The sequence below is a fragment of the Streptomyces sp. NPDC007905 genome, assembly GCF_042959345.1.
GTDB lineage: Bacteria > Actinomycetota > Actinomycetes > Streptomycetales > Streptomycetaceae > Streptomyces.
The window spans coordinates 134,985-158,930 of sequence record NZ_JBIBKS010000002.1; the positions used below are offsets into that span (position 1 = coordinate 134,985).

A 23,946-nucleotide genomic window follows, 5' to 3' on the forward strand; every position below is an offset into this window, starting at 1 on the left:
CTGTCCCCTCGGCCTAGTACGAGAAGGCCATCGGCTTGTCGGCGTCACGGGTGTCGCCGCCGATCTTCGTGGGCGGGTTGAGGTCGGCATCGGTCAGCTCGGGCGGCCCGCTCTTGACGTACTTCGCGAGCAGCTTGACCTCGATGACGGCGAGGATGGCGTACAGCGTGGTGAAGACGATCATCGAGGTGAGGACCTCGCCCTGGGAGACACCGGGGGAGACCGCGTTCCGGGTCTGCAGCACACCGTAGACGGCCCAAGGCTGACGGCCCGTCTCGGTGAAGATCCAGCCCCAGGAGTTGGCGATCAGGGGGAAGGCCAGGGTCCAGATCGCGATGCGCCAGTACCAGGTGGTGAGCTTCGGGCCGAGTGCTGTGTTCCTGAACAGGACCAGGTGCGGCACCTCGTCGTCGCCCACCCTCAGGTGCTCCGGCAGCATGAACTTCTTGCGGGTCAGCCAGAGTCCGGTGAGGCCGATGGCGAAGGAAGCCATGCCGAAGCCGATCATCCAGCGGAAGCCCCAGAAGGCGACGGGGATGTTGGGCCGGTAGTCGCCGGGCCCGAACTTCTGCTGCTCGGCCTTGTTGACGTCGTTGATGCCGGGCACGTACGACGTGAAGTCGTCGTCGGCGAGGAAGGACAGCAAGCCCGGGATCTCAATGGCCACGGAGTTGTGGCCCTTCTCGACGTCACCGTAGGCGAAGATCGAGAACGGCGCCGGCTTCTGGCCGTCCCAGAGTGCCTCGGCTGCCGCCATCTTCATCGGCTGCTGCTTGAACATCACCTTGCCGAGCACGTCGCCGCTGACCGCCGTGAGAAGACCGGCGATGACCACGGTGACGAGGCCGAGCCGCAGCGAGGTCTTCATCTCCCGGATGTGCCTCTTGCGGGCCAGGTGGTAGGCGGAGATGCCCACCATGAAGGCGCCGCCGGTCAGGAAGGCCGCGGAGAGGGTGTGGAAGGCCTGGCTGAGCGCGGTGTTCTGGGTCAGGACGGCCCAGAAGTCGGTCAGCTCGGCACGCCCCTTCGCCTTGTCGATCTTGTAGCCGACGGGGTGCTGCATCCAACTGTTGGCCGCCAGGATGAAGTACGCCGACAGGATCGTGCCGATCGAGACCATCCAGATGCAGGCGAGATGGATCTTCTTCGGCAGCTTGTCCCAACCGAAGATCCACAGGCCGATGAAGGTGGACTCGAAGAAGAACGCGATCAGGGCCTCGAAGGCGAGCGGCGCACCGAAGATGTCACCGACGAAGCGCGAGTAGTCCGACCAGTTCATGCCGAACTGGAACTCCTGAACGATGCCGGTGACCACACCCATCGCGATGTTGATCAGGAAGAGCTTGCCCCAGAACTTCGTCGCCCTGAGGTACTTCTCCTTCTCCGAGCGGACCCAGGCCGTCTGCAGCCCGGCCGTGAGGGCGGCCAGGGAGATCGTCAGCGGGACGAACAGGAAGTGGTAGACGGTGGTGATGCCGAACTGCCAGCGCGCCAGTGTCTCCGGCGCCAAAGCCAATTCCACGTCGTCAGCTCCTTACTCCGCCGTGGTAGCGGCAGCCTGCCCCTTTTGTTCCGTACATCACGGGAGCAGCCGGGCACGCTTGTGAAAGCGTTCACATTCACAAGCCATTATGACGCACCGATTTTCGGCCCGGTAGGGCGGGGTGGTTCTAGTGCCACCACGTCAAGACCTGGGTAGTAATTTCAACATCTTGTTGAATTGCGCGCCATGCAGATACGGATGTCCTGGCCCGCGGGCAACATCACCGCGCCCCTCGGCGACACACCGATCACCCAGGCCCTCGCGAAGACCCTGCCGCTCGCGGCCACCGCCCGCACGTGGGGGCAAAGAGGTGTATGTCGACACAAGGATCGCTGTTTCCCGTGAAACGAATGCCCGGCAGGTCGTGGCACCGGGCACCGTGGCCTTCTGGACGGAAGGCGACGTGCTGGCCCTCCCCTACGGGCCCACACCCCTCTCGCGAGGCGACGAGTGCCGCTTCGCCAGCCCGTGCCATGGCCTCGGACGCGTGGAGGGGAACGCCGTGGTCCTGGCAAACGTGCGCGACGGCGTCCCCGTACGCGCGGATTTGACCGACGAGTAGGGCCCCGCACGAGGCGAGGCCCACTCGGAACCGCTTCGGACCCCTGTACGAAGCCCCTCAGATCTCCTTGTGGAACGCTTCCGCCACCTTCAGGAAGATGTCGTTCGCCTCGGTCTCCCCGACCGTCACCCGCACGCCCTCGCCCGGGAACGGCCGGACCACCACACCGTGCTCCTCGCAGGCCGCCGCGAACGCGACCGTGCGCTCCCCCAGCCGCAGCCATACGAAGTTGGCCTGGGTCTCCGGCACCGTCCACCCCTGCACGCGCAGTGCTTCGACCACACGCGTGCGCTCGCACACCAGCGAGCCGACCCGGCCCAGCAGCTCGTCCTCGGCCCGCAGCGAGGCGATTGCCGCCTCCTGCGCGAGCTGGCTGACCCCGAAGGGCACCGCCGTCTTGCGCAGCGCCGCCGCCACCGGCTCATGGGCGATCGCGAAACCGACGCGCAGCCCCGCGAGGCCGTACGCCTTGGAGAAGGTGCGCAGGACGCACACGTTGGGCCGCTGCCGGTACAGCTCGACACCGTCGGGCACCTCGGGGTCGCGGATGAACTCGCGGTAGGCCTCGTCCAGCACCACCAGCACATCGCCGGGCACCCGGTCGAGGAACCGCTCCAGCTCGGCCCGCCGCACCACCGTGCCGGTCGGGTTGTTGGGGTTGCAGACGAAGATCAGACGTGTCCGGTCGGTGATCGCGTCCGCCATCGCGTCCAGGTCGTGCACATCGCCCGGCGTGAGCGGCACCTGCACCGACCGGGCGCCGCTGATCTGCGTGATGATCGGGTACGCCTCGAAGGACCTCCAGGCGTAGATCACCTCGTCGCCGGGGCCGCTGGTGGCCTGGATCAGCTGCTGGGCGACGCCCACCGAGCCGGTGCCGGTGGCCAGGTGGGACAGCGGGACACCGAAGCGATCCGACAGCTCGTTCATCAGCCCGGTACAGGCCATGTCCGGGTAGCGGTTGAAGTTGCAGGCGGCCGCGGTCACGCTCTCCATCACACCGGGCAGCGGCGGATACGGGTTCTCGTTGGAGGACAGCTTGTAGGCGACCGGCCCGCCGGCCGCGGCGGGCTTGCCCGGCTTGTAGGTGGGGATACCCCCCAGCTCGGCGCGCAGCTTCGGGCTCGTCTCGCTCACCGCAGTCCTCCTCGCGACCACCGGCGGCCCATCGACGCCGTCGGCTTCCAATACTCCTCACCTTATGAGGATTCGGCTCCCCTGCGAACAGGTGCAGGACAGCAAGAGGCGAACCTCATTGGTCCCACAGGCATCAGGGGCATCACCATACGAAGGCGCACGTATCGGGGGGCGCGCCGTACATATATCTATGCGCCGGTGGCTCGCGCCGTAGCGCGCATCACCCGTGAAGGTGAGTTGAGACCTCTTCGAGACATCGGGCACTTGGCAGGCCCATGCGCGTCGACAAGACACGTCGTGGCATGGGAGCGCTCAACCGACTTATTTTCTAAGGCAGTTGATCCTAAATGACCATGCAGAAACGTGCCTGTCAACGCCTGCATATGCGTCCGCACTACCCCACCACATGAGCCCTACTATCGGCTCGCCATGACAGCAGCAGGGAAGCACCAGGTGAGCCGCGCGGAAACCTCACGTCGAAGCAGTCGGCCGGGCCGGGCGGGCATCAGAGACGTCGCCGCCGCCGCCGGGGTCTCCATCACAACCGTCTCCGACGCCCTCAACGGCAAGGGCCGGCTCCCGGATGCCACCCGGCGCCACGTCCGCGAGGTGGCCGACCGACTGGGGTACCGCCCCTCGGCCGCCGCCCGCACCCTCCGTACCGGCAAGTCGGGACTGATCGGCCTGACCGTGACGACGTACGGGGATGAACCTTTCACCTTCACGGAGTTCGCCTACTTCGCCGAGATGGCCCGGGCCGCCACCTCGGCCGCGCTCGCCCGTGGCTATGCCCTGGTCATCCTGCCCGCGACCTCCCGCCACGACGTCTGGTCCAACGTGGCCCTGGACGGCACGGTCGTCATCGACCCCTCCGACCAGGACCCGGTGGTCAGCGAACTCGTCCGGCAGGGCCTGCCGGTCGTCTCCGACGGCCGACCGGCCGGCGCCCTCCCGGTCACCGCCTGGGTCGACAACGACCATGAGGCCGCCGTCCTCGGCATCCTGGACCACCTCGCCGACGCCGGCGCCCGCCGCATCGGCCTGCTCACCGGCACGACGACGGACACGTACACCCACCTGTCGACCACCGCCTACCTGCGCTGGTGCGAGCGCGTCGGCCAGGACCCGGTCTACGAGGCCTACCCGGCCCACGACCCGTGCGCGGGCGCCGTCGCCGCCGACCGGCTGCTCGCCCGTCCCGACCGGCCCGACGCCGTCTACGGCCTCTTCGACCCCAACGGCACCGACCTGCTCGCCGCCGCCCGCCGCTACGGCCTACGCGTCCCGGACGACCTGCTGCTGGTGTGCTGCAGCGAGTCCACGGTGTACGCCAACACCGAGCCGCCCATCACCACGCTCTCCCTGAAGCCGCGCCGGATCGGCACGGCGGTGGTCCAGCTCCTCATCGACGCCATCGAGGGCGTCGAGTCGGACCACCCCGTCGAACAGGTGATACCGACCGAGCTGATCGTGCGTACCTCGTCCCAGCGACGCCACCCGCGCACGACCGTCAGCCCACCGCGGACTCCGGAAGAGGGATAGCGGGCGGATCCCAGGACGGCCCGGGTGTCCGTGCGGCCCCGGGACGGCCGCCCGCCCGCCACGGCCGAGACGCCGGCCACGAGGGCCCGCACCGGGGCCGCACGGTTCGGTCGGCTCCCCGGCCAGGCCCCGGTCGGAGCCCCGCGCAGGGCTCCGTACGCCCCCCAAGGTGTCGGCCGACCATCGAGCCGTACGGCCGACACGTGACGGACAGCCGGTCGAACCCCTGCCCAAACGGGGCGAAAGCCACGGTGAACTGGAGTCTTGCTCTGATTCACCACCCCTGGGTCATCACACGGCGCGACGCGCATTCCTATGATGGGCGCACGACACCGCGGGCCGCTGCGACCAGGCAGTCCGAAGCGGTGCAGATGCGGCGCGATGGTGGAGGGGTCTGATGACTCAGGGGGCCGGTCAGGGACCCGAGGTGGAGCGGACGGCGACGCTGCGCGACTTCCGGGTACCCGCGTACGTCCACGAGACCGGTCCGTACGTCCACACCCACCCCGGGGGCACCATCCCCGCCGCGGACGAGACCTACCCCGAGGGCTACACGCCCACCCAGCGCGACCTGCCCGTCATCAACCGCGGCGACACGCTCCAGGTCCCCGTGGAACCGGCCCCCACCGCCCCCGCCCCGCAGGCCGCGGCCGGTCCCGGCCCGCTGTACGTCGTCGGCGACGTGCACGGCTACCTGGACGAACTGCTGGCCGCCCTGCAGGAGAAGGGCCTGATCGACGCCTCCGGACAGTGGTGCGCGGGCACCGCCCGGCTGTGGTTCCTCGGCGACTTCACCGACCGCGGTCCGGACGGCATCGGCGTCATCGACCTGGTGATGCGGCTGTCGGCCGAGGCGGCCGCGGCCGGCGGCTACTGCAAGGCCCTCATGGGCAACCACGAGCTGCTGCTGCTCGGCGCCAAGCGGTTCGGCGACACCCCCGTCCACTCCGGTGCGGGCACCGCCACCTTCCAGGCGGCCTGGCTGCTCAACGGCGGCCAGAAGACCGACATGGACCGCCTCCAGGACCACCATCTGCAGTGGATGGCCCGCCTCGACGCCGTCGAGGAGGTGGACGGGTATCTGCTCATCCACTCCGACACCACTGCCTACCTCGACTACGGCGACTCGATCGAGGCGGTCAACGACACCGTCCGCGAGGCCCTGACCCGCAACGACGCGGACGAGGTCTGGGACCTGTTCCGCAAGTTCACCAAGCGCTTCTCCTTCCGTGACGAGGGCGGCGCCGACGCCGTGCGCTCCCTCCTCGATACGTACGGCGGCACCCGCGTCGTTCACGGCCACAGCCCCATTCCCTACCTGCTCGGCGAAGTGGGCTCCGAGGACGACGAGGAGGACACCGGCCCTGTCGTCGAGGGACCGCACGTCTACGCCGGGGGACTCGCCATCGCCATGGACGGCGGCGTCACCATGGCCGGAAAACTGCTGGTCCAGCAACTTCCCCTGGATATCTGAGGGTTCACCGGGCTGACGCACCCCCACCGCGTGAGCGCAGGTCGGCACGCAATTTCCGCCAACCCCCTGTCACCGTGTGCCGTCACGGCTCTACCATCGGCTTATCCGTAGCAGGCTCCCCTCCGTTTCTGCCCGACGGCTCGCCGGCGTGCGAGCCCCCAGCCCTACGGAGCATCGGGGGATGCACATGAACAGCGTTCCGCAGCACCTGCTGAGCGAGGACCGCCAGGAATTCGAGCGGATCCTCGATGAGGCGCTGCGCTCCGCCCCACACCGCCCGGAACTGGCCGCTGTCGGTCAGCGGCTCAACCCCGAACAACTGCGCACCATGGCTCTCAACGCCACCGCACTCATAGCGGCGGCCGCGGCGACCGAGTACCAGCACTATGTGAAGGCCCGCGAGGAACTGCGCCACCCGGTGCCGTCCACCCCTTCGACCGACCACGCTTCCGGTTCCGCCGAGGCGGGTGCGGACGCGATGGGGCTCACCACCAGCCTCGGCGAGGCCGCCGAGGCCACCGGGGCGGGTGCCGTCGCCGTGATCGCGGTACTGGCCCCCGTCCTCGCCGGAACCGCCGCGGCGATCTTCCTGCTCGTCGGCTACATCCTGAAGATGCTGGACCCCGGCCAGGGCTTCGCCCAGACCATGCTCACCGCGGGCTGGGTGTTCGGCGCCATGGCCGCGGCCGCGATCCTCGTCGCCGCGGCCGGGCTGGTGCTCACCGCCCTGCGCAACAGCGCCGCGGCGGAGGCCGGAGCCCACAGCGCGGCGAGTGAGGAGGTGGCCAGGGCCAGAGAGGCCTGGCGCGAGGCCCTGCTGGAGCGCGGCATCCTGCCGTTCCTGCGGGACGCGCTCGCCCAGCCCGGCACGGCCGCCCTGCATCGCGCGGCCCCGCAGCCCCCGAGCGGCCGTATGCCGCGCCTGGGCTACGACCGGCCCGGCTTCAGCAGCCCCGACGACGGCTCGGCCCCCGGCCGACCGAGCTTCACCAGCCCCGACTACACCAGCCCCGACTTCGGCGGCCCGGAACACCAGCCGGAATAGCCGACGGCTCGCGCCCCCATCAGGGGCGCGAGCCGAGCGGGGCGGGTGGAGGGATCCCCTGCCGGACCAAGGGGGCCATAGCCACCCGGTCACGTGGGATCCGGCAGGCGCACGACCGCGATGCCTCCGCTCTGGGCCACTGCCGGCCGGGTACCGTCCGGGATGCAGCGCCGCGACGGGGGTGGGGACATGGGTGGCTCCGTAGGCCCCCTCCCGGCGTGATGCCTCCACCTCGGGCCATTCCGTCACCGCGCCGGTGGTGACGTCGATCAGTCTGGGGCATCCCTGCAGTGAGACCACCCGGCCGCCTCCCGCGAGCACCGTGCCGACCGGGAAATCGACGGGGTTCCGGTGCAGCCACCGGCGTTCGGACAGGGACCAGACGCCGGGTTGTCCAGGGCCCAGAGCAGGCGTCCTCGTCATCGAGGAACTCGTCTCCGGTCGCCACCACCACCCGGTCATGGCCGAGCCGGCACGCCGACTCCACCTCGGCGTCGAGGCCAGGCTGCATCGGCAGCACCCCGGGCCGGTCCGGTACGACCGGATCCCTCAGCGCACGTTCCAGATCGAAGACCTCGACGATTCCGTACGGCTGCCACACCCGGCCGGCCACGAGCAGATGCCTGCCGTCCCGGCTCACCGACACCTGGGAGTGGAACACGTCCCTCTCCTCGCGCGGACCCGAAGTGAGCCGCTTGCCCGACTCCACCTCCTCGACCTGGAGGACGTGGTACTCCTCCGGGCAGTGCACCAGGATCTCTCGGCCGTCCCCCAGCACTCCCAGCGCCACGGGGTAGTCGAAGTCCTCTGCGGGGTACGGGCTGCGCGTCAACTCCCGTACGGGGGCGGGATCCACACAGCAGCAGGGCCCTGCTCCCGCGTTCGGTGTGGACGACGGTGTAGCGGCCGGACGGAGAGACCACGCCTCGGTCGAACCCGGCACCGTGGCCGGTCGGCGTCCGCCGTTCCACACCGGCGGAGTTCCAGGCACGGCCGCCCACCGGGTCGACCAGATCGTCGCCCCGCCAGACAAGCGACCGGACCGGAGCCGTCGTCTCCAGCAGCACCACAGTTCCCCCCTGTGGCGACCAGCGGTGGCGCTGCTTCCCGGAGATGCCCGGGAGCAGCGCCCATCTCGATGCGTCAGTCCGCCAACGGCAGGTACACCCGGTTACCCGCGGCCGCGAACTCCTTCGACTTCTGGGCCATGCCCTCCTCGATCTCGGCCCGGCTGCCGCCGTGTTCGCGGCGGATGTCCTGCGAGATCTTCATGCTGCAGAACTTCGGCCCGCACATGGAGCAGAAGTGGGCCGTCTTGGCCGGCTCGGCCGGCAGCGTCTCGTCGTGGAACTCCCGTGCCGTGTCGGGGTCCAGGGCGAGGTTGAACTGGTCCTCCCACCGGAACTCGAAGCGGGCGTCGGACAGCGCGTCGTCCCACTCCTGCGCATCGGGGTGCCCCTTGGCGAGATCGGCGGCATGGGCGGCGATCTTGTAGGTGATGACGCCGGTCTTGACGTCGTCGCGGTTGGGCAGACCCAGGTGTTCCTTGGGCGTGACGTAGCAGAGCATCGCCGTACCCCACCAGGCGATCATCGCGGCGCCGATGCCGGAGGTGATGTGGTCGTACGCCGGCGCGATGTCCGTCGTCAGCGGGCCGAGCGTATAGAACGGAGCTTCATCGCAGATCTCCTGCTGAAGGTCGATGTTCTCCTTGATCTTGTGCATCGGGACGTGTCCCGGGCCCTCGATCATGGTCTGTACGTTGAAACGCTTCGCGATCCGGTTGAGTTCCCCGAGCGTGCGCAACTCCGCGAACTGCGCCTCGTCATTGGCGTCGGCGATCGAGCCGGGCCGGAGGCCGTCACCCAGCGAGTACGTGACGTCGTAGGCCGCGAGGATCTCGCAGAGTTCCTCGAAGTTCTCGTACAGGAACGATTCCTTGTGGTGCGCCAGGCACCACGCGGCCATGATGGAGCCGCCGCGCGAGACGATGCCGGTCTTGCGGTTGGCGGTGAGCGGCACGTACGGCAGGCGCACGCCCGCGTGGACGGTCATGTAGTCCACGCCCTGCTCGGCCTGCTCGATGACGGTGTCCTTGTAGATCTCCCAGGTCAGCTCCTCGGCCTTGCCGTCGACCTTCTCCAGCGCCTGGTAGAGCGGCACCGTGCCGATGGGTACGGGGGAGTTGCGCAGCACCCACTCTCGGGTGGTGTGGATGTTGCGACCGGTGGAGAGGTCCATGACCGTGTCGGCGCCCCAGCGGGTCGCCCAGGTCATCTTCTCGACCTCCTCCTCGATGGAGGACGTGACGGCGGAGTTGCCGATGTTGGCGTTGACCTTCACCAGGAACCGCTTGCCGATGATCATCGGCTCGATCTCCGGGTGGTTCACGTTGGCCGGAAGCACCGCTCGGCCCGCCGCGATCTCCTCGCGGACCACCTCGGGTGAAACGTTCTCCCGCAGGGCCACGAACTCCATCTCGGGCGTGACCTCGCCCCGGCGTGCGTACGCGAGCTGCGTGACCGCGTTGCCGTCACGGCCCCGGCGCGGCTGGCGCGGGCGCCCGGGGAAGACCGCGTCCAGGTTGCGCAGCCCGCCGCGGGGCGAGGTGTGCTTGATCCCGTCGTCCTCGGGGCGGACGGGGCGGCCCGCGTACTCCTCGGTGTCACCGCGGGCGATGATCCAGTTCTCCCGCAGCGGCGACAGGCCCCTACGGACATCCGTTTCGACGAGTGGATCGGTGTACGGGCCCGACGTGTCGTACAGCGTGACCGACTGCCCGTTGGTGAGGTGCACCTGACGGACCGGCACGCGCAGGTCGGGGCGCGTGCCCTCGACGTACGCCTTGTGCCAGCCGATGGACTTCCCGGCCCCCTGGGACGTCTCGTCCTGAACGGAGGCAGGCGTGCGTGCGTCCTTGTTGGTCATGAGACCTACTCCCTACGCCGGCATTACCCGGTAACAGGTTCGGCGGTCGACGCAGCGGTTTCCGTCCGCCGATGTGTCCCGTGAAACCTCGTTCCACGTGAAACATCGCGAATACGGAGGTCAGCGCCCTCTCAGCCCGGTGCTCCGAGCTCCCGCGTGTGCAAAGGTGGCTCCACGCTAGCGTCAATTCGGGCGCGGTGAACAGAGGGCCTCTACCGTTCTTGCGATGATCGGGCGGTGACCAGGATGGAGCAGTACCCGTACCCACCGCCCGAGCCGCCGCGCGGTGGCGACTCCGGACAGGGCGGTGGACACGGCCATGACGGCCACGCATCCGGGGGTGGGCCGGTGCAGGCCCCCCACCACAACAGTGGTGCAGCCCATACCCACGTGCCGGGGCACCCTGGCCAGGGCAACGGCCGTGACCCCGGGCATGCTCAGGGGCACGGGCACACCCACGACTCCAGTACCGGCGACGGCCACGGCCATCCGCAAGACCGGAGTCCGGGCGGCGGCCACGCGCACGGTCACAGTCACAGCCATGGACCCGCCGCGCCTGTCTCGAAGCATCTACGCAAGGTCATCGCTGCGATCCTGATCCCGTTCACGGCAGCGGTCGTGGTCGGCCTGGTGCTGCTGTGGCCCGGGGGAGCTCCGCCGCACCAGCGCACCGGCGTCGGCTTCGACCGCCAGACGCAGCAGGCCACGGTCACCAAGGTGGTCGAGGTGAGCTGCAAGTCGGTGAACGCCTCGGGGGACACCCCGACCGGCGACATCTCCACCGCCGAGGGCAACTCGGCGCAGCAGGAGGCGAAGGGCAGCTGCAAGAAGGCCACGGTCCGGGTCGACACCGGTAAGGACCAGGGCCGTACGTTCACCGAGATCGTGCAGCCGGACCAGCCACGGCAGTTGCACCGGGGCGAGAAGGTCGTGGTCGCCTATGAGCCCTCGGCCCCCAAGGACCTGCAGTACTCCGTCACCGATGTGAACCGTACGTTCCCGATGGCACTGCTGGCGGGGATCTTCGCGCTCGCCGTCGTGGTGGTGGGCCGGCTGCGCGGTGTCATGGCGCTGGTCGCACTGGCCGTGAGCTTCCTGGTGCTCACTCTGTTCATCCTGCCGGCGATCCTGCAGGGATCGAATCCGCTGCTGGTGGCCGTCGTCGGGGCAAGCGCCATCATGCTCATCGCGCTCTACATGTGCCATGGGTTGTCGGCCCGTACGTCGGTCGCGGTGCTCGGCACGCTCTGCTCCCTTCTGCTGATCGGCATCCTCGGCTCGGAGTTCATCGACTGGGCCGTGCTCACCGGCAACACGGACGACAACACGGGTCTGATCCACGGCCTGTATCCGTCGATCGACATGAGCGGTCTGCTGCTGGCCGGGGTCATCATCGGTTCACTGGGTGTCCTGGACGATGTGACGGTGACACAGACGTCGGCGGTCTGGGAACTGCACGAGGCCAATCCGGCGATGGGCTGGCGCGGGCTGTACCGGGCGGGCATCCGGATCGGCCGTGACCACATCGCCTCGGTGGTCAACACCCTTGTCCTCGCCTATGCCGGTGCCGCGCTGCCGTTGCTGCTGCTGTTCTCGATCGCGCAGAGCAGCGTGGGCACGGTGGCCAACAGCGAGCTGGTGGCCGAGGAGATCGTGCGCACGCTGGTGGGTTCGATCGGCCTGGTCGCCTCGGTCCCGCTCACCACCGCCCTGGCCGCCGTGGTGGTGTCCGCCGACCGGCCGGGACCGGAGAGGGCAGCCTCCGCCGGGACACAGCCCGCTCCGGCGCGCGGCGGCAGAGGTCGACGCCGGAAGCGGTGAGCCGTGAGGGCGTAAATCCACTGAAGAAGCGTTACTGCGCAGTCTCGGGCGAGACGGCGAAGCCCCTGCACCTCGTTGCCGTAACGCTTCAGCCGGCGCTCTGTTCCTCGGCCAGGATGCGGTCCAGGGCCTCGTCGAGGTGGGCGTCGAAATCCGCCAGCGCACCCTCCTGACCGAGCGGAACAAGCTTGTCCGTACGGTCGAGGAAGGCCACGAGCGGCGGCGTCGAGGAGCGGAACAGGGCCTGGTCGCAGCCCACCTGAAGCCGGATCAGTACCTCGCCCAGCACCTCCGCGTCGGCGGGGGCGATGTGCACATCCCCCTCCCCGCACGGCCGCCCGACTCCGTCGATCAGCAACTCCCGGCCGAACGCCCAGGTCACCGGGGCATCACCGGGCAGATGGAAAGTCAGCCGCACGGCATAGGGATCAGAGGTCTCGTAGCGCAACTCCACCGGGATGCGGAAGGAGAGCTCCTCCGACACGAGAAAGCTCATCATGACTTCTGCCTGTACGGATTCGCGCATCGCCTACCCCGTCAAATGACATCGACTGGCCGGGATTGATCCCTCGACCGTGGGTCAAATCTTGCTGAACGTGCACACGAGATCACAAGGAGTGAGTTTTCAGATACTGATAGAGAGGGTCAGTGACCCCAGATGGCGTCCGATCCCGGCCTGCAACCGGTGGGCGGCGGGCAGCAGCCGGTCGGACTGATGAGCGGGGAGCGAAATGGCCATCGTGGCCGCCGTGGTGCCGACCGTGATCGGTACCGCCGCGCAGACCGTCCCGAGCGCGTACTCCTGACGCTCCACCACCGGCTCCATCCGCGCCGTCCTGGCCAGCCGCCGCAGCAGGGCGTGGCTGTCGCGCACGGTGTACGGCGTGAGGGACTGCACCGGATAGCGGGCCAGGTGTTCCCGGCGTGCGTCCTCGTCCAGTTGGGAGAGCAGGCACTGCCCGATCGCATGGGCGTGCCCGGTTTCGCGGAAGTCCGCCCATTCCTCGACCGCCGGAGCCTCCCGCGAGTCGGAGACGCACATGACCTCGATCTCGCCGTCCCGGTACATCGCGTAGTACACCGGCACACCGATGGAATCACGCCAGTGCGCGAGGGTGTCGGCCACCGTGCTGCGACGTTTCTGCTGTGCTCCGCTGCTGCTCAGCCGCTCGGCCGCGTCGCCGAGGAAGAACAGCCCTTTCTCGCGGCGCAGATAGCCCTCGTGCACGAGAGTGCGCAACAGGTGATAGGTCGTGGGCAGGGCCAGGCCGGTCTCACGGGCGAGTTGTTTGGCGGGGGCGCCGTACTCGTGTGCCGCGACGGTCTCCAGCAGGCGCATCGCGCGCTGGACGGATCCGATGAGGGTCGCGGCGGGCGGTTGCCCCGGGACGTCCGCGGAGCCTGCGGGTCCGGGGGCGGTCGCGGCGTGCGGTTGTCCCGGGACTGTCCCGCCGGGTGGCCGCTGCACGGGGGGTGTGCAGGAGCGGGGTGAGGTGGGGGGTGCGTGGGGTTCTGCAGGTGCGGTGTCAACCGTGGCCAAGGGTCACTCCCGAAGCGCGAGGTGGGGGCAGCCCGTGCGGAGAGAACACGGGTGGGGGTGTATGCCGCCCGCGGGGCCCGGCCCCGCGTGGGGTTCCGGACTCTAACCGCCCGCCACCGCGTGCAGACGGCCTGCCGGGGAAACTTCCCTCCCCCGAGGGAACCGGTGATTTCGCGTTACCGGTCACCGGCTCCCACGACGCTCACCAGTCGCTGCGCGACGAGGACGACATGAACTTGCGCACGATGTAGATCAGTCCGCCGACCAGGGCGACGAAGACCAGCGCCTTGAAGAGCAGGCCGATCACGAAACCGACGACGGTCGCTATCAGGCTGCCGAACACGACCAGGGCGATGACCGGCACCGCGACCCACTTCACCCACCACGGCAGCCCCGCGAAGATCTCTCGCATTGCCCTCGTCCTTTGCGTCCGATTGCGTCCGACTGCGTTCACGGCGTACTGCGCGCTGCCGTGGACGCGGTTCTCGATGTCTGCACTCGATGCTAGGGCCGCCACAGGGTCCCGCGGGGGCCACGCACCCCTTGTCCTCCCCTGACCCGCCCCCTAGGGAACCCCGAGACCCGGACTCACGCCTCAGGCGGAGAGAAGACGACCAGGACCCGCAGATCCTCACTGATGTGATGGAACTTGTGCGCGACGCCGGCCGGCACGTACACCACGCTGCCCCGCGCCACCTCCGTGGTCTCCAGACCGACCGTGATCGAGGCGCGGCCGCTGACGACGACGTACACCTCGTCCTGCTGGTGCGGCTTCTGTGGGTCGTGCTCGCCCGCGTCGAGCGCGTACAGGCCGACCGACATGTTCCGCTCCCGCAGGAACTGCAGGTAGGCCCCGTCGTTGGCGGCGCGCTCCGCCTCCAGTTCGTCCAGCCGGAATGCCTTCATCGAGTTGCCGCCCTCGCCCCACTGCTTGTCGTCGATCCCGTCTGCCACGATCAGACACATGAAGAATTTCGTAGTCAAGATGATCGCCAACGCAGGCGCCCTGGCGGTCGCCGTGTGGCTGCTCGACAAAATCACCCTCACCGGTGACAGCACCGGCAAGAAGGCCGGCACGCTGATCGTGGTCGCGCTGATCTTCGGCCTGGTCAACTTCCTGGTCAAACCGATCGTGAAGGTGCTCACCTTTCCCCTGTTCCTCCTGACCCTGGGGCTGATCACCCTGGTCGTCAACGCGCTGATGCTGCTGCTGACGTCGTGGGTGTGTGGAAAGCTCGATCTGAGTTTCCACGTGGACGGCTTCTGGACGGCCGTGCTCGGGGGCCTGATCATCTCCGTCGTCTCCTGGGCACTGCACCTCGTCCTGCCCGACGAGGACTGAGTACGCCATGACCTACCGCGTCTGTTTCGTGTGCAGCGGGAACATCTGCCGCTCCCCCATGGCCGAGGCCGTCTTCCGCGCGCGGGTGCAGGAGGCCGGTCTGGCTGAGCTGGTGGAGATCGACAGCGCCGGCACCGGCGGCTGGCACGAAGGGGAGGGCGCCGACCCGCGCACCGTGTCGGTCCTCCGTGAACACGGCTACGGCACCGGGCACACCGCACGTCGGTTCCAGCCTTCCTGGTTCGCCGCCATCGACCTGGTGATCGCCCTGGACACCGGCCATCTCAAGGCCCTGCGCCGGCTCGCGCCCACCGAGGAGGACGCCCGCAAGGTACGTCTGCTGCGCTCGTACGACCCCGCGGCCGACGACGACCTCGACGTACCGGACCCGTACTACGGGGGCCGGGACGGCTTCGAGGAGTGCCTTGAGATGGTGGAGGCGGCGAGCACCGGCCTGCTCGCCGCTGTACGGGCACAACTGAAGGGACAGGCCGCATGAGCGACACCCCCAAGGACGCGGACCGCGTCGGCGACGGCACGCGCGCGGTACGGGCCGGGCTGCCCGAGCCGGTCAAGCACGAGCCGACCCTGCCCGGACCGGTGTTCGCCGCGCACTTCCACCTGCCGGGCGAGGTGACGGGACCGTACTCCTACGGCCGTGACGACAACCCGACCTGGACGCTGCTGGAGCGTGCCATCGGGGAGCTGGAGGCGCCCGGGCGGGACGGTGTCGAGACGCTGGTGTTCGCCTCCGGCATGGCGGCGATCTCTTCGGTGCTGTTCTCGCAGCTGCGTTCCGGGGACACGGTCGTACTGCCCTCCGACGGCTACCAGGCGCTGCCACTGGTGCGTGCCCAGCTGGAGGCGTACGGCATCGAGGTGCGCACTGCGCCCACGGGCGGTGACGCCCAGGTGGAGGTTCTCGACGGCGCGCGGCTGCTGTGGATCGAGTCGCCCTCGAACCCCGGGCTCGACGTGTGCGACATCCGGCGTCTGGTGGAGGCCGCCCACGCGCGCGGCGCTCTGGTGGCCGTCGACAACACCCTCGCCACCCCGCTCGGACAGCGCCCGCTCGAGCTGGGCGCCGACTTCTCCGTGGCCAGCGGCACCAAGCAGCTGACCGGGCACGGTGACGTGCTGCTGGGCTATGTCGCCGGGCGCGATGCCGAGGCGATGGCCGCCGTACGCCGCTGGCGCAAGATCGTCGGCGCTGTCTCCGGGCCCATGGAGGCCTGGCTCGCGCACCGCTCCCTCGCCACGCTCCAGCTGCGTGTCGAGCGGCAGAACACGACGGCCCTCACGGTCGCCGAGGCCCTGCGGCAGCGGCCCGAGGTGTCCGGGCTGCGCTATCCGGGGCTGCCCGACGACCCCGCGCACAAGGTCGCCTCCCAGCAGATGCGCGGCTACGGGTGCGTGGTCTCCTTCACCCTGCCCACACGCGCGCGTGCCGAGCGTTTCCTCGCGGAGCTGCGCCTGGTCGAGGACGCGACGAGCTTCGGCGGTGTGCGCTCCACGGCCGAACGCCGTGGCCGCTGGGGCGGGGACGCGGTGCCGGAAGGCTTCATCCGCATGTCCGTCGGCGCCGAGGACTCGGAGGACCTCGTGGCGGATGTGCTGCGGGCGCTCGACGCGTCCGCACAGTGACCGCACCAGGGGTATTCGGGCCGCTCTGCGGGCGGTCCGAGCCTCCCCCCTCGTGGCTCGGACCGCCTCCGGTTCCGCGCGCGAAGAACCGCGCGAACAAGGCTAGTTGACTCTCTGTCAGTGTCCAATCACGGTAGCGACAGAGACCTATCGACTTATTTATAGTTGGTGCCTGCCTGGGGGCCGGAGGAGGGCAGGGAAGGGGAGGGCTGCCATGGATCTGGCCTTGCTGCGCACCTTCGTCACCGTGCACCGGGCCGGTTCCTTCACCCGCGCCGCCGCCCTGCTGGGCCTCTCCCAGCCGGCCGTCACCTCCCAGATCCGCACGTTGGAGCGCCAGTTGGGCCGCCCCCTGTTCCTGCGGCAGGCCCGCGGGGTGACGCCCACGACCATCGGCGACGAGCTCGCCCACAAGGCCGCCCCCCACCTCGACGCCCTGGTGGAGATAGCCGAGAGGGGCCTGGACGACGAGTCCTCGTTACGTACGCTGCACCTCGCCGGCCCGCCGGAGTTCACCGCCGAACGGGCTCTTCCCGCCCTGACGGAACTCACCGGCGACGACGGCCAGGGCTTCGCCCTGCGCGCCTCCTTCGGCACCGCGGAGGAAACGCTGGAGGGGCTGGCGGCCGGACACCACGATCTGGCCCTCAGCACGGTCAGGCCCCGCGGTGCCCTGCTGACCGCCACCCCGCTCTGCGACGAGGAGCACGTGCTGGTCGCCGCCCCGCGCTGGGCCGAGCGGATCGGCCCCGGAGCGCTGCGTCTCAAGGGAGCGCTCGCCTTGGAGAACCTGCCTGTCGTCGAGGTCCACGAATCACTGCCCTTCGTCTCGCGCTACTGGGCCTCCGTCTTCGACTCGCGCCCGGCCGCCTCGGGCACGGTCATCGTCCCCGACCTGCGCGCGGTGCTCGCCTGTGCCATGGCGGGCGCCGGACTGACGGTGCTGCCCCGCTATCTGTGCGCTCCCGGACTCGAACGCGGCGAGATCGTGACGCTGCACGACCCCGCGGTGCCGCCGCTGCGCACGTACTTCCTGGCGGTGCGCACCGGAACGCTCGCCATGCCGCACATCGCGCGGGCACACGAGTGGCTCCAGCGGGCCGCCGCGCGCTGGTGCTGAGGCCCCGCCCCGGCGGTTCACGCGGTGCACTCGGGTGGTGGCGCTTTGCGATGTTTCACGGGGAACCAGCGGGGCCACATTTCTCCCATGACCGTCCGACCCGTGGTCAAGCGCACCGCCCGTGCCGTTCTGCTGGACGGTGACGACCTGATCCTGATCAAGCGCACCAAGCCCGGTGTCGATCCCTACTGGGTCACTCCCGGTGGCGGGGTCGAACCCGAGGACCCGACCGTCGTCGACGCCCTGCACCGCGAGGTGTACGAGGAACTCGGCGCCAAGATCACCGACGTCGTGCCCTGCTTCGTGGACACCGTGGAGCACATCGGGGATGACGGCGGCACGACCGGCGTGAAAGTACAGCACTTCTTCGTCTGCCGACTGGAGTCCATGGACCCGTCACTGCGCCACGGCCCGGAAGTGGAGGAGCCTGCGGGAGAGTACGACATTGTCCGTGTCCCGTTCACCCGGGTCGGCATCGCCTCCGTCCACCTCGTTCCGCTGTCGCTGCGGCACTACCTGGACGGCAATATCGAGGGCGTCCGCGCCATACACGCACCCGACCTCGGGTAGTCCGCCGACCGGTCAGTCCCCGACGGCGACCAGCTCCTCGACCTGGCAGCGAACAGATCCCTGTCCGACAGCGATGATCTCCGCCCCGGACTTCACGGGTCCGGGCCGGCGTACGGGCCAGGGGGCTGTCTGTGTTTCACGTGAAACACAGACACCTGGCCACGGCCTGCGCGAAGGGCCGCGACATGACCAAAAGCACCTGCGTCTGCGTCGAAACAGGTGGACGTCGGGGGTGCCGGTCGGACAGCCTGACCTGCGTGCCGACTCCTTCTCTCGCTGCTCTTCCCATCCGCCGTCTGACGCTCCGCGATCTCAGCGCCTGCGCCGACTTGTCCGAAGACCGGGGGTGGCCACGCGAGGAACACAAGTGGGGCCTGCTCCTCACGGCCGGCAAGGGCTACGGCATCGACGATCCCGCCGGCGGACTCGTCGCCGTGTGTGCCGTCACGGAGTACGGCTCTTGGGAGCGGACTGACCTGGGCGCCATCGGCATGGTCCTGGTGGCCGAACGCCACGCCCGCAGAGGCGTCGGACGCCGCCTGATGCGGCATGTCGTATCGGCCATGGGCGCCACACCGCTGACTCTGCACGCCACCCCCTACGGGCGCCCGCTCTACGAAGAACTGGGCTTCAAGGTCACGGGTCGGGCGGAGATGCTGACCGGACACTTCCTCCCCGGCAGGACGGAATCCGGGGTCGCGACGCGTGCTGCCATCGCCGAGGACCTGCCCTCGATCCTGCGTCTCGACGAGGAGGTGTTCGGCGCCGACCGCACTCCTCTGATTGCCCGCCTGCCCGCTTTCACCGACCAGTTGCGCGTGGCCGAGGACAGCGGCCGGATCATCGGCTACGCGGCCGCATGGCCCAACGAGGACACTCATGTCGTCGGCCCCCTGATCGCCCGGGACACCAAGACGGCGAAGGCCCTCATCGCCTCGCTCGCGGCCCATACGGACCGCCCGCTGCGCACCGACATCGACGTGCGCCACGAGGAGCTGCTGGCCTGGGCCAAGGCAAGGGGGCTGGCGTCCGTGGCCTTCAACGACGTCATGACCTACGGCATCCCGGACCTGCCGGGGGACTGGACCCGCCGGTTCGCGCCGCTCACGGTGGCCGCGGGCTGAGTGCCGCATGACGAACGCCGGCCCACCGCTCCAGAGCGGGGGCCGGCATCCTCCCGCCTCGGGGGTTCCGATCAGGCGAGCGCCTGGAGGGCCGCGGTGGCGAAGCCGTGGTCCTGGTCCGGCGCTCCGCCCCCGACACCGATCGCACCGATCAGACGGCCGTCCCGGTGGACGGGGAGGCCGCCCGCGATGAACAGCAGGGGCCGGTCGAGGGCCGTGGGCAGCGTGTGGAAGAGGCCACCGGGCTGGACGGCCTCGACGAGGTCGGCGGTGGCCGTGTTCAGCTGGAGCGCCGTGTAGGCCTTGCGGGTGCTCGTCTCACCGGAGATCAGCACGGCCCGGTCGTCCCTCCGGAAGGCGAGCAGGTGGCCGCCGGCGTCCAGGACGGTGACGCTGACGGTGACTCCCGCGTCCTCGGCCGCCCGGCGGGCCGTGGCGACGAGCAGCTCGGCGTCCTCGATGGTGAGCGGGGCGACGGTGGTGGTGCTCATGGAGCGTTCTCCTTGGTGCGGTGTTGCATGAGGTGACGTGGTGCCGCGGAGACCGGGGGACGGCGCACGCCCCCCAGCGGTTCGGCAACGGTCGGTACGGGTGGCGGTGCCCCGTGGGCCGAGTCGGCTCAGTGGTGGACGGGGGTCCGCTGCCCTGTCGGCGCCCCGGCGCCCACCACGGCGCTCCGCGCGCTGTCGCGGCGCTCCAGGGCGGCCGAGAGGACGGCGAGGACCAGCGCGGCCGCGGCGAGGGCGGCGCCGACCCAGTTGGGGGCGGTGTAACCGAAGCCGGCTGCGATCACCATGCCGCCGAGCCAGGCGGAGAGGGCGTTGCCCAGATTGAAGGCGCCGATGTTCACGGCCGACGCGAGTGTCGGAGCGCCGTGGGCCTGGTCGAGGACGCGCTTCTGCAGGGGCGGGACGGTCGCGAAACCGAGGGCGCCGATCAGGGCGATGGTCACAGCGGCCGCGATCTTGTTGTGCGCGGTGAGTGTGAACAGCGCGAGAACGACGGCCAGGGCGCCCAGCGAGACGCACAGCATCGGCATCAGCGCGCGGTCGGCGAACTTGCCGCCGACGAGGTTGCCGCCGACCATGCCGAGCCCGAACAGGACCAGCAGCCCGGTGACCGACCCGTCGGCGAAGCCGGCGATGTGGGTCATCATCGGCGCGATGTAGGTGATGGCTGCGAAGACACCGCCGAAGCCGAGCACGGTCATCGCCATGGCGAGCAGGACCTGGGCGTTCTTGAAGGCGGCCAGTTCATGGCGCAGGTGCACGCCCTCGGGCCTCGGCATCTCGGGCACCAGCTTGGCGATGCCGGCAAGGCCCACGACACCGAGGACGGCGACGATGCCGAAGGTGACGCGCCAGCCGACGTGCTGCCCGATGAGCGTGCCCAGCGGGACACCCACGACGTTGGCGACGGTGAGACCGGTGAACATCATGGCGATGGCTCCGGCCTTCTTGTGGGGGGCCACCAGCTCGGCCGCCACGACCGAACCGATGCCGAAGAAGGCGCCGTGGGCGAGAGAGGCGATCACCCGCCCGATCAGCATGATCGCAAAGGCGGGTGCCACGGCGGAGAGCAGGTTTCCGGCGATGAACAGGCCCATGAGCAACATCAGCATCCGCTTGCGCGAGACCTTGGTGCCGAGCACGGTCATCAATGGGGCGCCGAGCACGACGCCGAGCGCGTATCCGGTCACGAGCAGGCCCGCCGTGGGGATGGAGACCCCGAAGTCGCCCGCCACCTCGGGCAGCAAGCCCATGATCACGAACTCTGTCGTTCCGATTCCGAAGGCCCCGATCGCGAGGGCCACAAGCGCGAGAGGCATGGGGGAGTACACCTTCCCAGACGATTGCAGGAGCACTTTGCGTGCGTCCACAATAGTTGCAGACGCGGGTTAACTGCAAGCGAGGACTATTGCGGGCGTGCTCTACCCTGGATTCAGCCGCTCCGGGACGGAGGAAAACGCCAATGACAGCGACGGACCCCGCGCTCACCGCCCTTGCTCAGGGCTGGTGTGCCCTCTCTCTGCTGCACGGGAGGATCGAGGCGCACATCGAGCGCGCCCTGCAGACGAAGCACGACCTGAGCGTGCGCGAGTACTCCCTGCTCGACGTGCTCAGCCGGCAGCACGATGGCGAGGGCGGCCATCTGCAGATGAAGCAGGTCGCCGATGCGGTGGTCCTCAGCCAGAGCGCCACCACGCGTCTGGTGACCCGCCTGGAGGACCGGGGTCTGCTGGAGCGCTACCTGTGCCCCACCGACCGTCGCGGCATCTACACCAATGTCACGGAGGCGGGTCTGCGACTGCTGGAGGAGGCGCGGCCCACCAATGACGCCGCCCTGCGCGAGGCCCTGGACGAGGCGGCCGGGACTCCCGAACTGGCCCCGCTGGTGCGGGTCGTGGAGTCCCTCAACCTGCCCGCATAGGGTGCGGACATGGGAGATCTTGAGATACGCCGTACGAGCCCGGCCGACGTGCCGGCGATCGTCGCCATGCTCGCCGACGATCCACTGGGCGCCCAGCGCGAGTCGCCCGACGACATGACGCCTTACCTGGCGGCGCTGGAGCGGCTGAGTGCGGACCCGAACCAGCAGCTCGTGGTGGCGGTGCGCGAAGGGCGTGTCGTCGGCACCCTCCAGCTGACGGTCATCTCCGGGCTCTCCCGCAAGGGAGCGACCCGCTCGATCATCGAGGGTGTACGCATCCACGCCGACGAACGTGGCAGCGGACTGGGCACACAGCTCATCGAGTGGGCGATCGAGGAATCCCGGCGCCAGGGCTGCCAGTTGGTACAGCTGACCTCCGACAGCAGCCGCACGGACGCCCATCGTTTCTACGAGCGGCTCGGCTTCACCGCCTCACACGTGGGTTTCAAACTCCAGCTCTGAGAGGAGCCGGGGGGGCTGGTGTTTCACGTGAAACACCAGCACCCGGTAGGCCGGCAGGTCAGCCCACGATCCCCCGCCAGCCGTCAGGGTCCACTCCACCGGGCACCCCGGCCCCCTCCTCGTAGGGCTGCCGTGTGAACACGAACGACCCGAGGTCCAGATGGCTCACGGAACCGTCCGGTCGCCGTACGGCCCGCAGGAGCTCTCCCCCGTAGTAACCCTCCAGCCCCGTCCAGGTGCCGTCGCCGTTGGCCCGGAAGCGCGCACGGCGGCCGGTGCCGGAGATCGGCTCCAAGGAGACAAGACCGTCGGCCGTCACCCGCAGGGCGAAGGCATGCGTCCCCCAGTACCACTGGCCTGCCAACTCCAGTACGGACGGATCCACTTCACGCAGTGGATGCCAGGGCGCGGGAAGCCGTGGCTCGGCCTCGGCGAGGATACGGACCAGGTCGGCTGCCACGGCGGACAGCACGGGGCCGGACGTGCAGTTGGCCAGCACCACCGCTGCCACGTCGTCCTCCACGCTGATGCTGAGGTTGGCGAGGAAGCCCGGCAGCGAGCCGGAGTGCCCCACGATCAGCCGGCCGTCGCGGTTCTGGATCTGCATGCCCAGGCCGTACGTGGCGCCGTCCACGACGTCCGAAGCCTCGGCGGGAGCTGCGGGGCTACGCATCTCCTGTACCGATTCCGCGCTCAGCACCCGATCGTCTCCCCTGACCAGGAAGACGGCGAACCGCGCGAGGTCGGCGGTGGTGGACCAGAGTTGCCCGGCCGGCGCCATTCGGGCGAGGTCCTCCACGGGTTCGGGCAGCAGTGCGTCGGCCCACGGATGCACCGCCCAGCCACCCGCGGACGGCGCCTGCGGCCGGGTGCTGGTGCGCTCGAGGCCCAGGGGCTCGAGTACCTCCCCGTGGAGTACGTCCGCCCAAGGGGCGCCGCGCAGTTCCTCCACCAGTGCGCCGAGGAGCGTGTAGCCGGGGTTCGAGTAGTGGTGCCGCCTGCCGACGGGATGCAGCAGGGGCCGCTCACCCAGTACGTCGCTCAGCTCGGGACGCAGCGAGCCCGGAGTCCGCTCCCACCACGGCCCGGGCGACTCCGCGGCCAGACCGCCCGTGTGCGCGAGCAGTTCGGCGATGGTCGCCTCCCCCGCGCCGGTGCCCGGCAGATACTTCTCCAGCGGGTCACCGAGGTCGAGCACGCCCTCGTCTCGCAGCCGCAGCACCAGTACGGCCGTGAACGTCTTCGTGATCGACCCGATCCGGTACTGCACGTTCTCGTCCGGCGCGTGACCGTCCACCGAACTGCGCGCCCCGTGCCACACGGCCCGCCCGTCCCGCACGACCGCCGCGACCAGCGAGGGAGCCCGCCCTTCGGCCTGCGCGACAGCGATCCGGTGCAGCAACGCCCGGCGTGTGCTGGGCAGCAACTCTTCCTGGGATGTCGTCATGCCCCTAGTCCACCGGGCGGCCCGGCCCACGTCGAATTCATTTGGCCGACCCGAAACGTGGTGCCCAGGTCCTCGGCCGGATGGGGGATCTCGCGGCTCGTGTCATAGAGCATTGCGCTGACCAGCAGGTACCTGATCTGTCTCAGGACGTTGCCCTGCACCTCTGTCTCACCTCCCATGGCATTTCCTCGGGGGCGACACGAGCGTGCCGGATG

Annotated in this window: 22 protein-coding genes, 1 pseudogene and 1 riboswitch; of the genes and pseudogenes, 13 read left to right on the forward strand and 10 right to left on the reverse strand. The window is 69.4% G+C overall.

Features of this window, described 5'->3' with window-relative positions; genetic code table 11:
• Nucleotides 1-13: 13 nt before the first annotated feature.
• The gene (locus tag ACFZDC_RS04280; protein WP_391319955.1) at nucleotides 14-1,522 is read right to left on the reverse strand and encodes a cytochrome ubiquinol oxidase subunit I; all 1,509 of its coding nucleotides are present in this window, start codon (nucleotides 1,520-1,522) and stop codon (nucleotides 14-16) included.
• 207 nt (nucleotides 1,523-1,729) lie between these two features.
• On the opposite strand from ACFZDC_RS04280, the pseudogene ACFZDC_RS04285 reads away from it, so the two are divergent.
• A pseudogene (locus tag ACFZDC_RS04285) lies at nucleotides 1,730-2,105 on the forward strand (cyclophilin-like fold protein).
• 57 nt (nucleotides 2,106-2,162) lie between these two features.
• Here ACFZDC_RS04285 and hisC read toward each other — a convergent pair.
• Nucleotides 2,163-3,242 (reverse strand): histidinol-phosphate transaminase, encoded by a 1,080-nt coding sequence (gene hisC / locus ACFZDC_RS04290; protein ID WP_391319957.1) that lies wholly within the window; start codon nucleotides 3,240-3,242, stop codon nucleotides 2,163-2,165.
• Between the two features lie 429 nt (nucleotides 3,243-3,671).
• Here hisC and ACFZDC_RS04295 point away from each other — a divergent pair, with 429 nt between their 5' ends.
• The 3 genes from ACFZDC_RS04295 (at nucleotide 3,672) to ACFZDC_RS04305 (ending at nucleotide 7,303) form a co-directional block, all read left to right on the forward strand.
• Entirely contained in the window at nucleotides 3,672-4,784 is a 1,113-nt protein-coding gene (locus tag ACFZDC_RS04295; protein WP_391319959.1) for a substrate-binding domain-containing protein, read from the forward strand.
• A gap of 397 nt (nucleotides 4,785-5,181) precedes the next feature.
• The gene (locus tag ACFZDC_RS04300; RefSeq protein WP_391319961.1) at nucleotides 5,182-6,258 is read left to right on the forward strand and encodes a metallophosphoesterase; all 1,077 of its coding nucleotides are present in this window, start codon (nucleotides 5,182-5,184) and stop codon (nucleotides 6,256-6,258) included.
• A gap of 181 nt (nucleotides 6,259-6,439) precedes the next feature.
• Nucleotides 6,440-7,303 (forward strand): hypothetical protein, encoded by an 864-nt coding sequence (locus tag ACFZDC_RS04305; protein ID WP_391319962.1) that lies wholly within the window; start codon nucleotides 6,440-6,442, stop codon nucleotides 7,301-7,303.
• 1,143 nt (nucleotides 7,304-8,446) lie between these two features.
• Here ACFZDC_RS04305 and thiC read toward each other — a convergent pair.
• The gene (gene thiC, locus ACFZDC_RS04310; protein ID WP_391319964.1) at nucleotides 8,447-10,231 is read right to left on the reverse strand and encodes a phosphomethylpyrimidine synthase ThiC; all 1,785 of its coding nucleotides are present in this window, start codon (nucleotides 10,229-10,231) and stop codon (nucleotides 8,447-8,449) included.
• A riboswitch (TPP riboswitch) is annotated at nucleotides 10,224-10,397 on the reverse strand. (Overlaps the previous gene by 8 nt.)
• Nucleotides 10,398-10,468: 71 nt before the next feature.
• Here thiC and ACFZDC_RS04315 point away from each other — a divergent pair.
• Nucleotides 10,469-12,052 carry a YibE/F family protein gene (locus ACFZDC_RS04315; RefSeq protein WP_391319966.1) on the forward strand — a complete coding sequence of 528 codons (1,584 nt, stop codon included), beginning with the start codon at nucleotides 10,469-10,471 and terminating at the stop codon, nucleotides 12,050-12,052.
• 88 nt (nucleotides 12,053-12,140) lie between these two features.
• Here ACFZDC_RS04315 and ACFZDC_RS04320 read toward each other — a convergent pair whose 3' ends face one another.
• The 4 genes from ACFZDC_RS04320 to ACFZDC_RS04335 all read right to left on the reverse strand — a co-directional run bounded on the left by ACFZDC_RS04320 (nucleotide 12,141) and on the right by ACFZDC_RS04335 (nucleotide 14,498).
• Nucleotides 12,141-12,578 (reverse strand): SsgA family sporulation/cell division regulator, encoded by a 438-nt coding sequence (locus tag ACFZDC_RS04320; RefSeq protein WP_391319968.1) that lies wholly within the window; start codon nucleotides 12,576-12,578, stop codon nucleotides 12,141-12,143.
• A gap of 99 nt (nucleotides 12,579-12,677) precedes the next feature.
• Complete coding sequence (locus ACFZDC_RS04325; protein ID WP_391319970.1) at nucleotides 12,678-13,592, reverse strand: IclR family transcriptional regulator C-terminal domain-containing protein; 915 nt, start codon at nucleotides 13,590-13,592, stop codon at nucleotides 12,678-12,680.
• Between the two features lie 202 nt (nucleotides 13,593-13,794).
• On the reverse strand, nucleotides 13,795-14,004 hold the full coding sequence (locus ACFZDC_RS04330; protein WP_391319972.1) for a DUF5326 family protein: 210 nt from the start codon (nucleotides 14,002-14,004) through the stop codon (nucleotides 13,795-13,797).
• Nucleotides 14,005-14,180: 176 nt separating this feature from the next.
• Nucleotides 14,181-14,498, reverse strand: coding sequence for a cupin domain-containing protein (locus tag ACFZDC_RS04335; protein ID WP_391320694.1), 318 nt, complete (start codon nucleotides 14,496-14,498; stop codon nucleotides 14,181-14,183).
• 58 nt (nucleotides 14,499-14,556) lie between these two features.
• On the opposite strand from ACFZDC_RS04335, the gene ACFZDC_RS04340 reads away from it, so the two are divergent.
• From ACFZDC_RS04340 to ACFZDC_RS04365, 6 genes are all read left to right on the forward strand, one after another.
• Complete coding sequence (locus ACFZDC_RS04340; RefSeq protein ID WP_391319974.1) at nucleotides 14,557-14,934, forward strand: phage holin family protein; 378 nt, start codon at nucleotides 14,557-14,559, stop codon at nucleotides 14,932-14,934.
• Nucleotides 14,935-14,941: 7 nt separating this feature from the next.
• Nucleotides 14,942-15,433: a low molecular weight protein-tyrosine-phosphatase gene (locus ACFZDC_RS04345; RefSeq protein ID WP_391319976.1), complete on the forward strand. Its 492-nt coding sequence runs from the start codon at nucleotides 14,942-14,944 to the stop codon at nucleotides 15,431-15,433.
• A complete protein-coding gene (locus ACFZDC_RS04350; RefSeq protein WP_391319978.1) occupies nucleotides 15,430-16,578 on the forward strand; it encodes a cystathionine gamma-lyase in 1,149 nt (382 codons plus the stop codon). The genes ACFZDC_RS04345 and ACFZDC_RS04350 overlap by 4 nt, the downstream gene beginning before the upstream one ends.
• A 214-nt stretch (nucleotides 16,579-16,792) precedes the next feature.
• Entirely contained in the window at nucleotides 16,793-17,698 is a 906-nt protein-coding gene (locus tag ACFZDC_RS04355) for a LysR substrate-binding domain-containing protein (protein WP_391319980.1), read from the forward strand.
• Between the two features lie 87 nt (nucleotides 17,699-17,785).
• Nucleotides 17,786-18,268, forward strand: coding sequence for an NUDIX domain-containing protein (locus ACFZDC_RS04360; protein WP_391319982.1), 483 nt, complete (start codon nucleotides 17,786-17,788; stop codon nucleotides 18,266-18,268).
• Nucleotides 18,269-18,525: 257 nt separating this feature from the next.
• Nucleotides 18,526-19,392 (forward strand): GNAT family N-acetyltransferase, encoded by an 867-nt coding sequence (locus ACFZDC_RS04365; RefSeq protein WP_391319984.1) that lies wholly within the window; start codon nucleotides 18,526-18,528, stop codon nucleotides 19,390-19,392.
• 71 nt (nucleotides 19,393-19,463) lie between these two features.
• Here the strand turns inward: ACFZDC_RS04365 and ACFZDC_RS04370 are convergent, their stop codons facing one another.
• Nucleotides 19,464-19,883, reverse strand: coding sequence for a heme-binding protein (locus ACFZDC_RS04370; RefSeq protein ID WP_391319985.1), 420 nt, complete (start codon nucleotides 19,881-19,883; stop codon nucleotides 19,464-19,466).
• A 128-nt stretch (nucleotides 19,884-20,011) separates the two neighbouring features.
• A complete protein-coding gene (locus tag ACFZDC_RS04375; RefSeq protein WP_391319987.1) occupies nucleotides 20,012-21,220 on the reverse strand; it encodes an MFS transporter in 1,209 nt (402 codons plus the stop codon).
• A 143-nt stretch (nucleotides 21,221-21,363) separates the two neighbouring features.
• Between ACFZDC_RS04375 and ACFZDC_RS04380 the strand changes: the two genes are divergently transcribed.
• Nucleotides 21,364-21,822, forward strand: coding sequence for a MarR family transcriptional regulator (locus ACFZDC_RS04380; protein ID WP_391319989.1), 459 nt, complete (start codon nucleotides 21,364-21,366; stop codon nucleotides 21,820-21,822).
• Nucleotides 21,823-21,831: 9 nt separating this feature from the next.
• The gene (locus ACFZDC_RS04385; RefSeq protein ID WP_391319990.1) at nucleotides 21,832-22,284 is read left to right on the forward strand and encodes a GNAT family N-acetyltransferase; all 453 of its coding nucleotides are present in this window, start codon (nucleotides 21,832-21,834) and stop codon (nucleotides 22,282-22,284) included.
• A 58-nt stretch (nucleotides 22,285-22,342) separates the two neighbouring features.
• Here the strand turns inward: ACFZDC_RS04385 and ACFZDC_RS04390 are convergent, their stop codons facing one another.
• Entirely contained in the window at nucleotides 22,343-23,731 is a 1,389-nt protein-coding gene (locus ACFZDC_RS04390) for a serine hydrolase (RefSeq protein ID WP_391319992.1), read from the reverse strand.
• Nucleotides 23,732-23,946 lie beyond the last annotated feature (215 nt).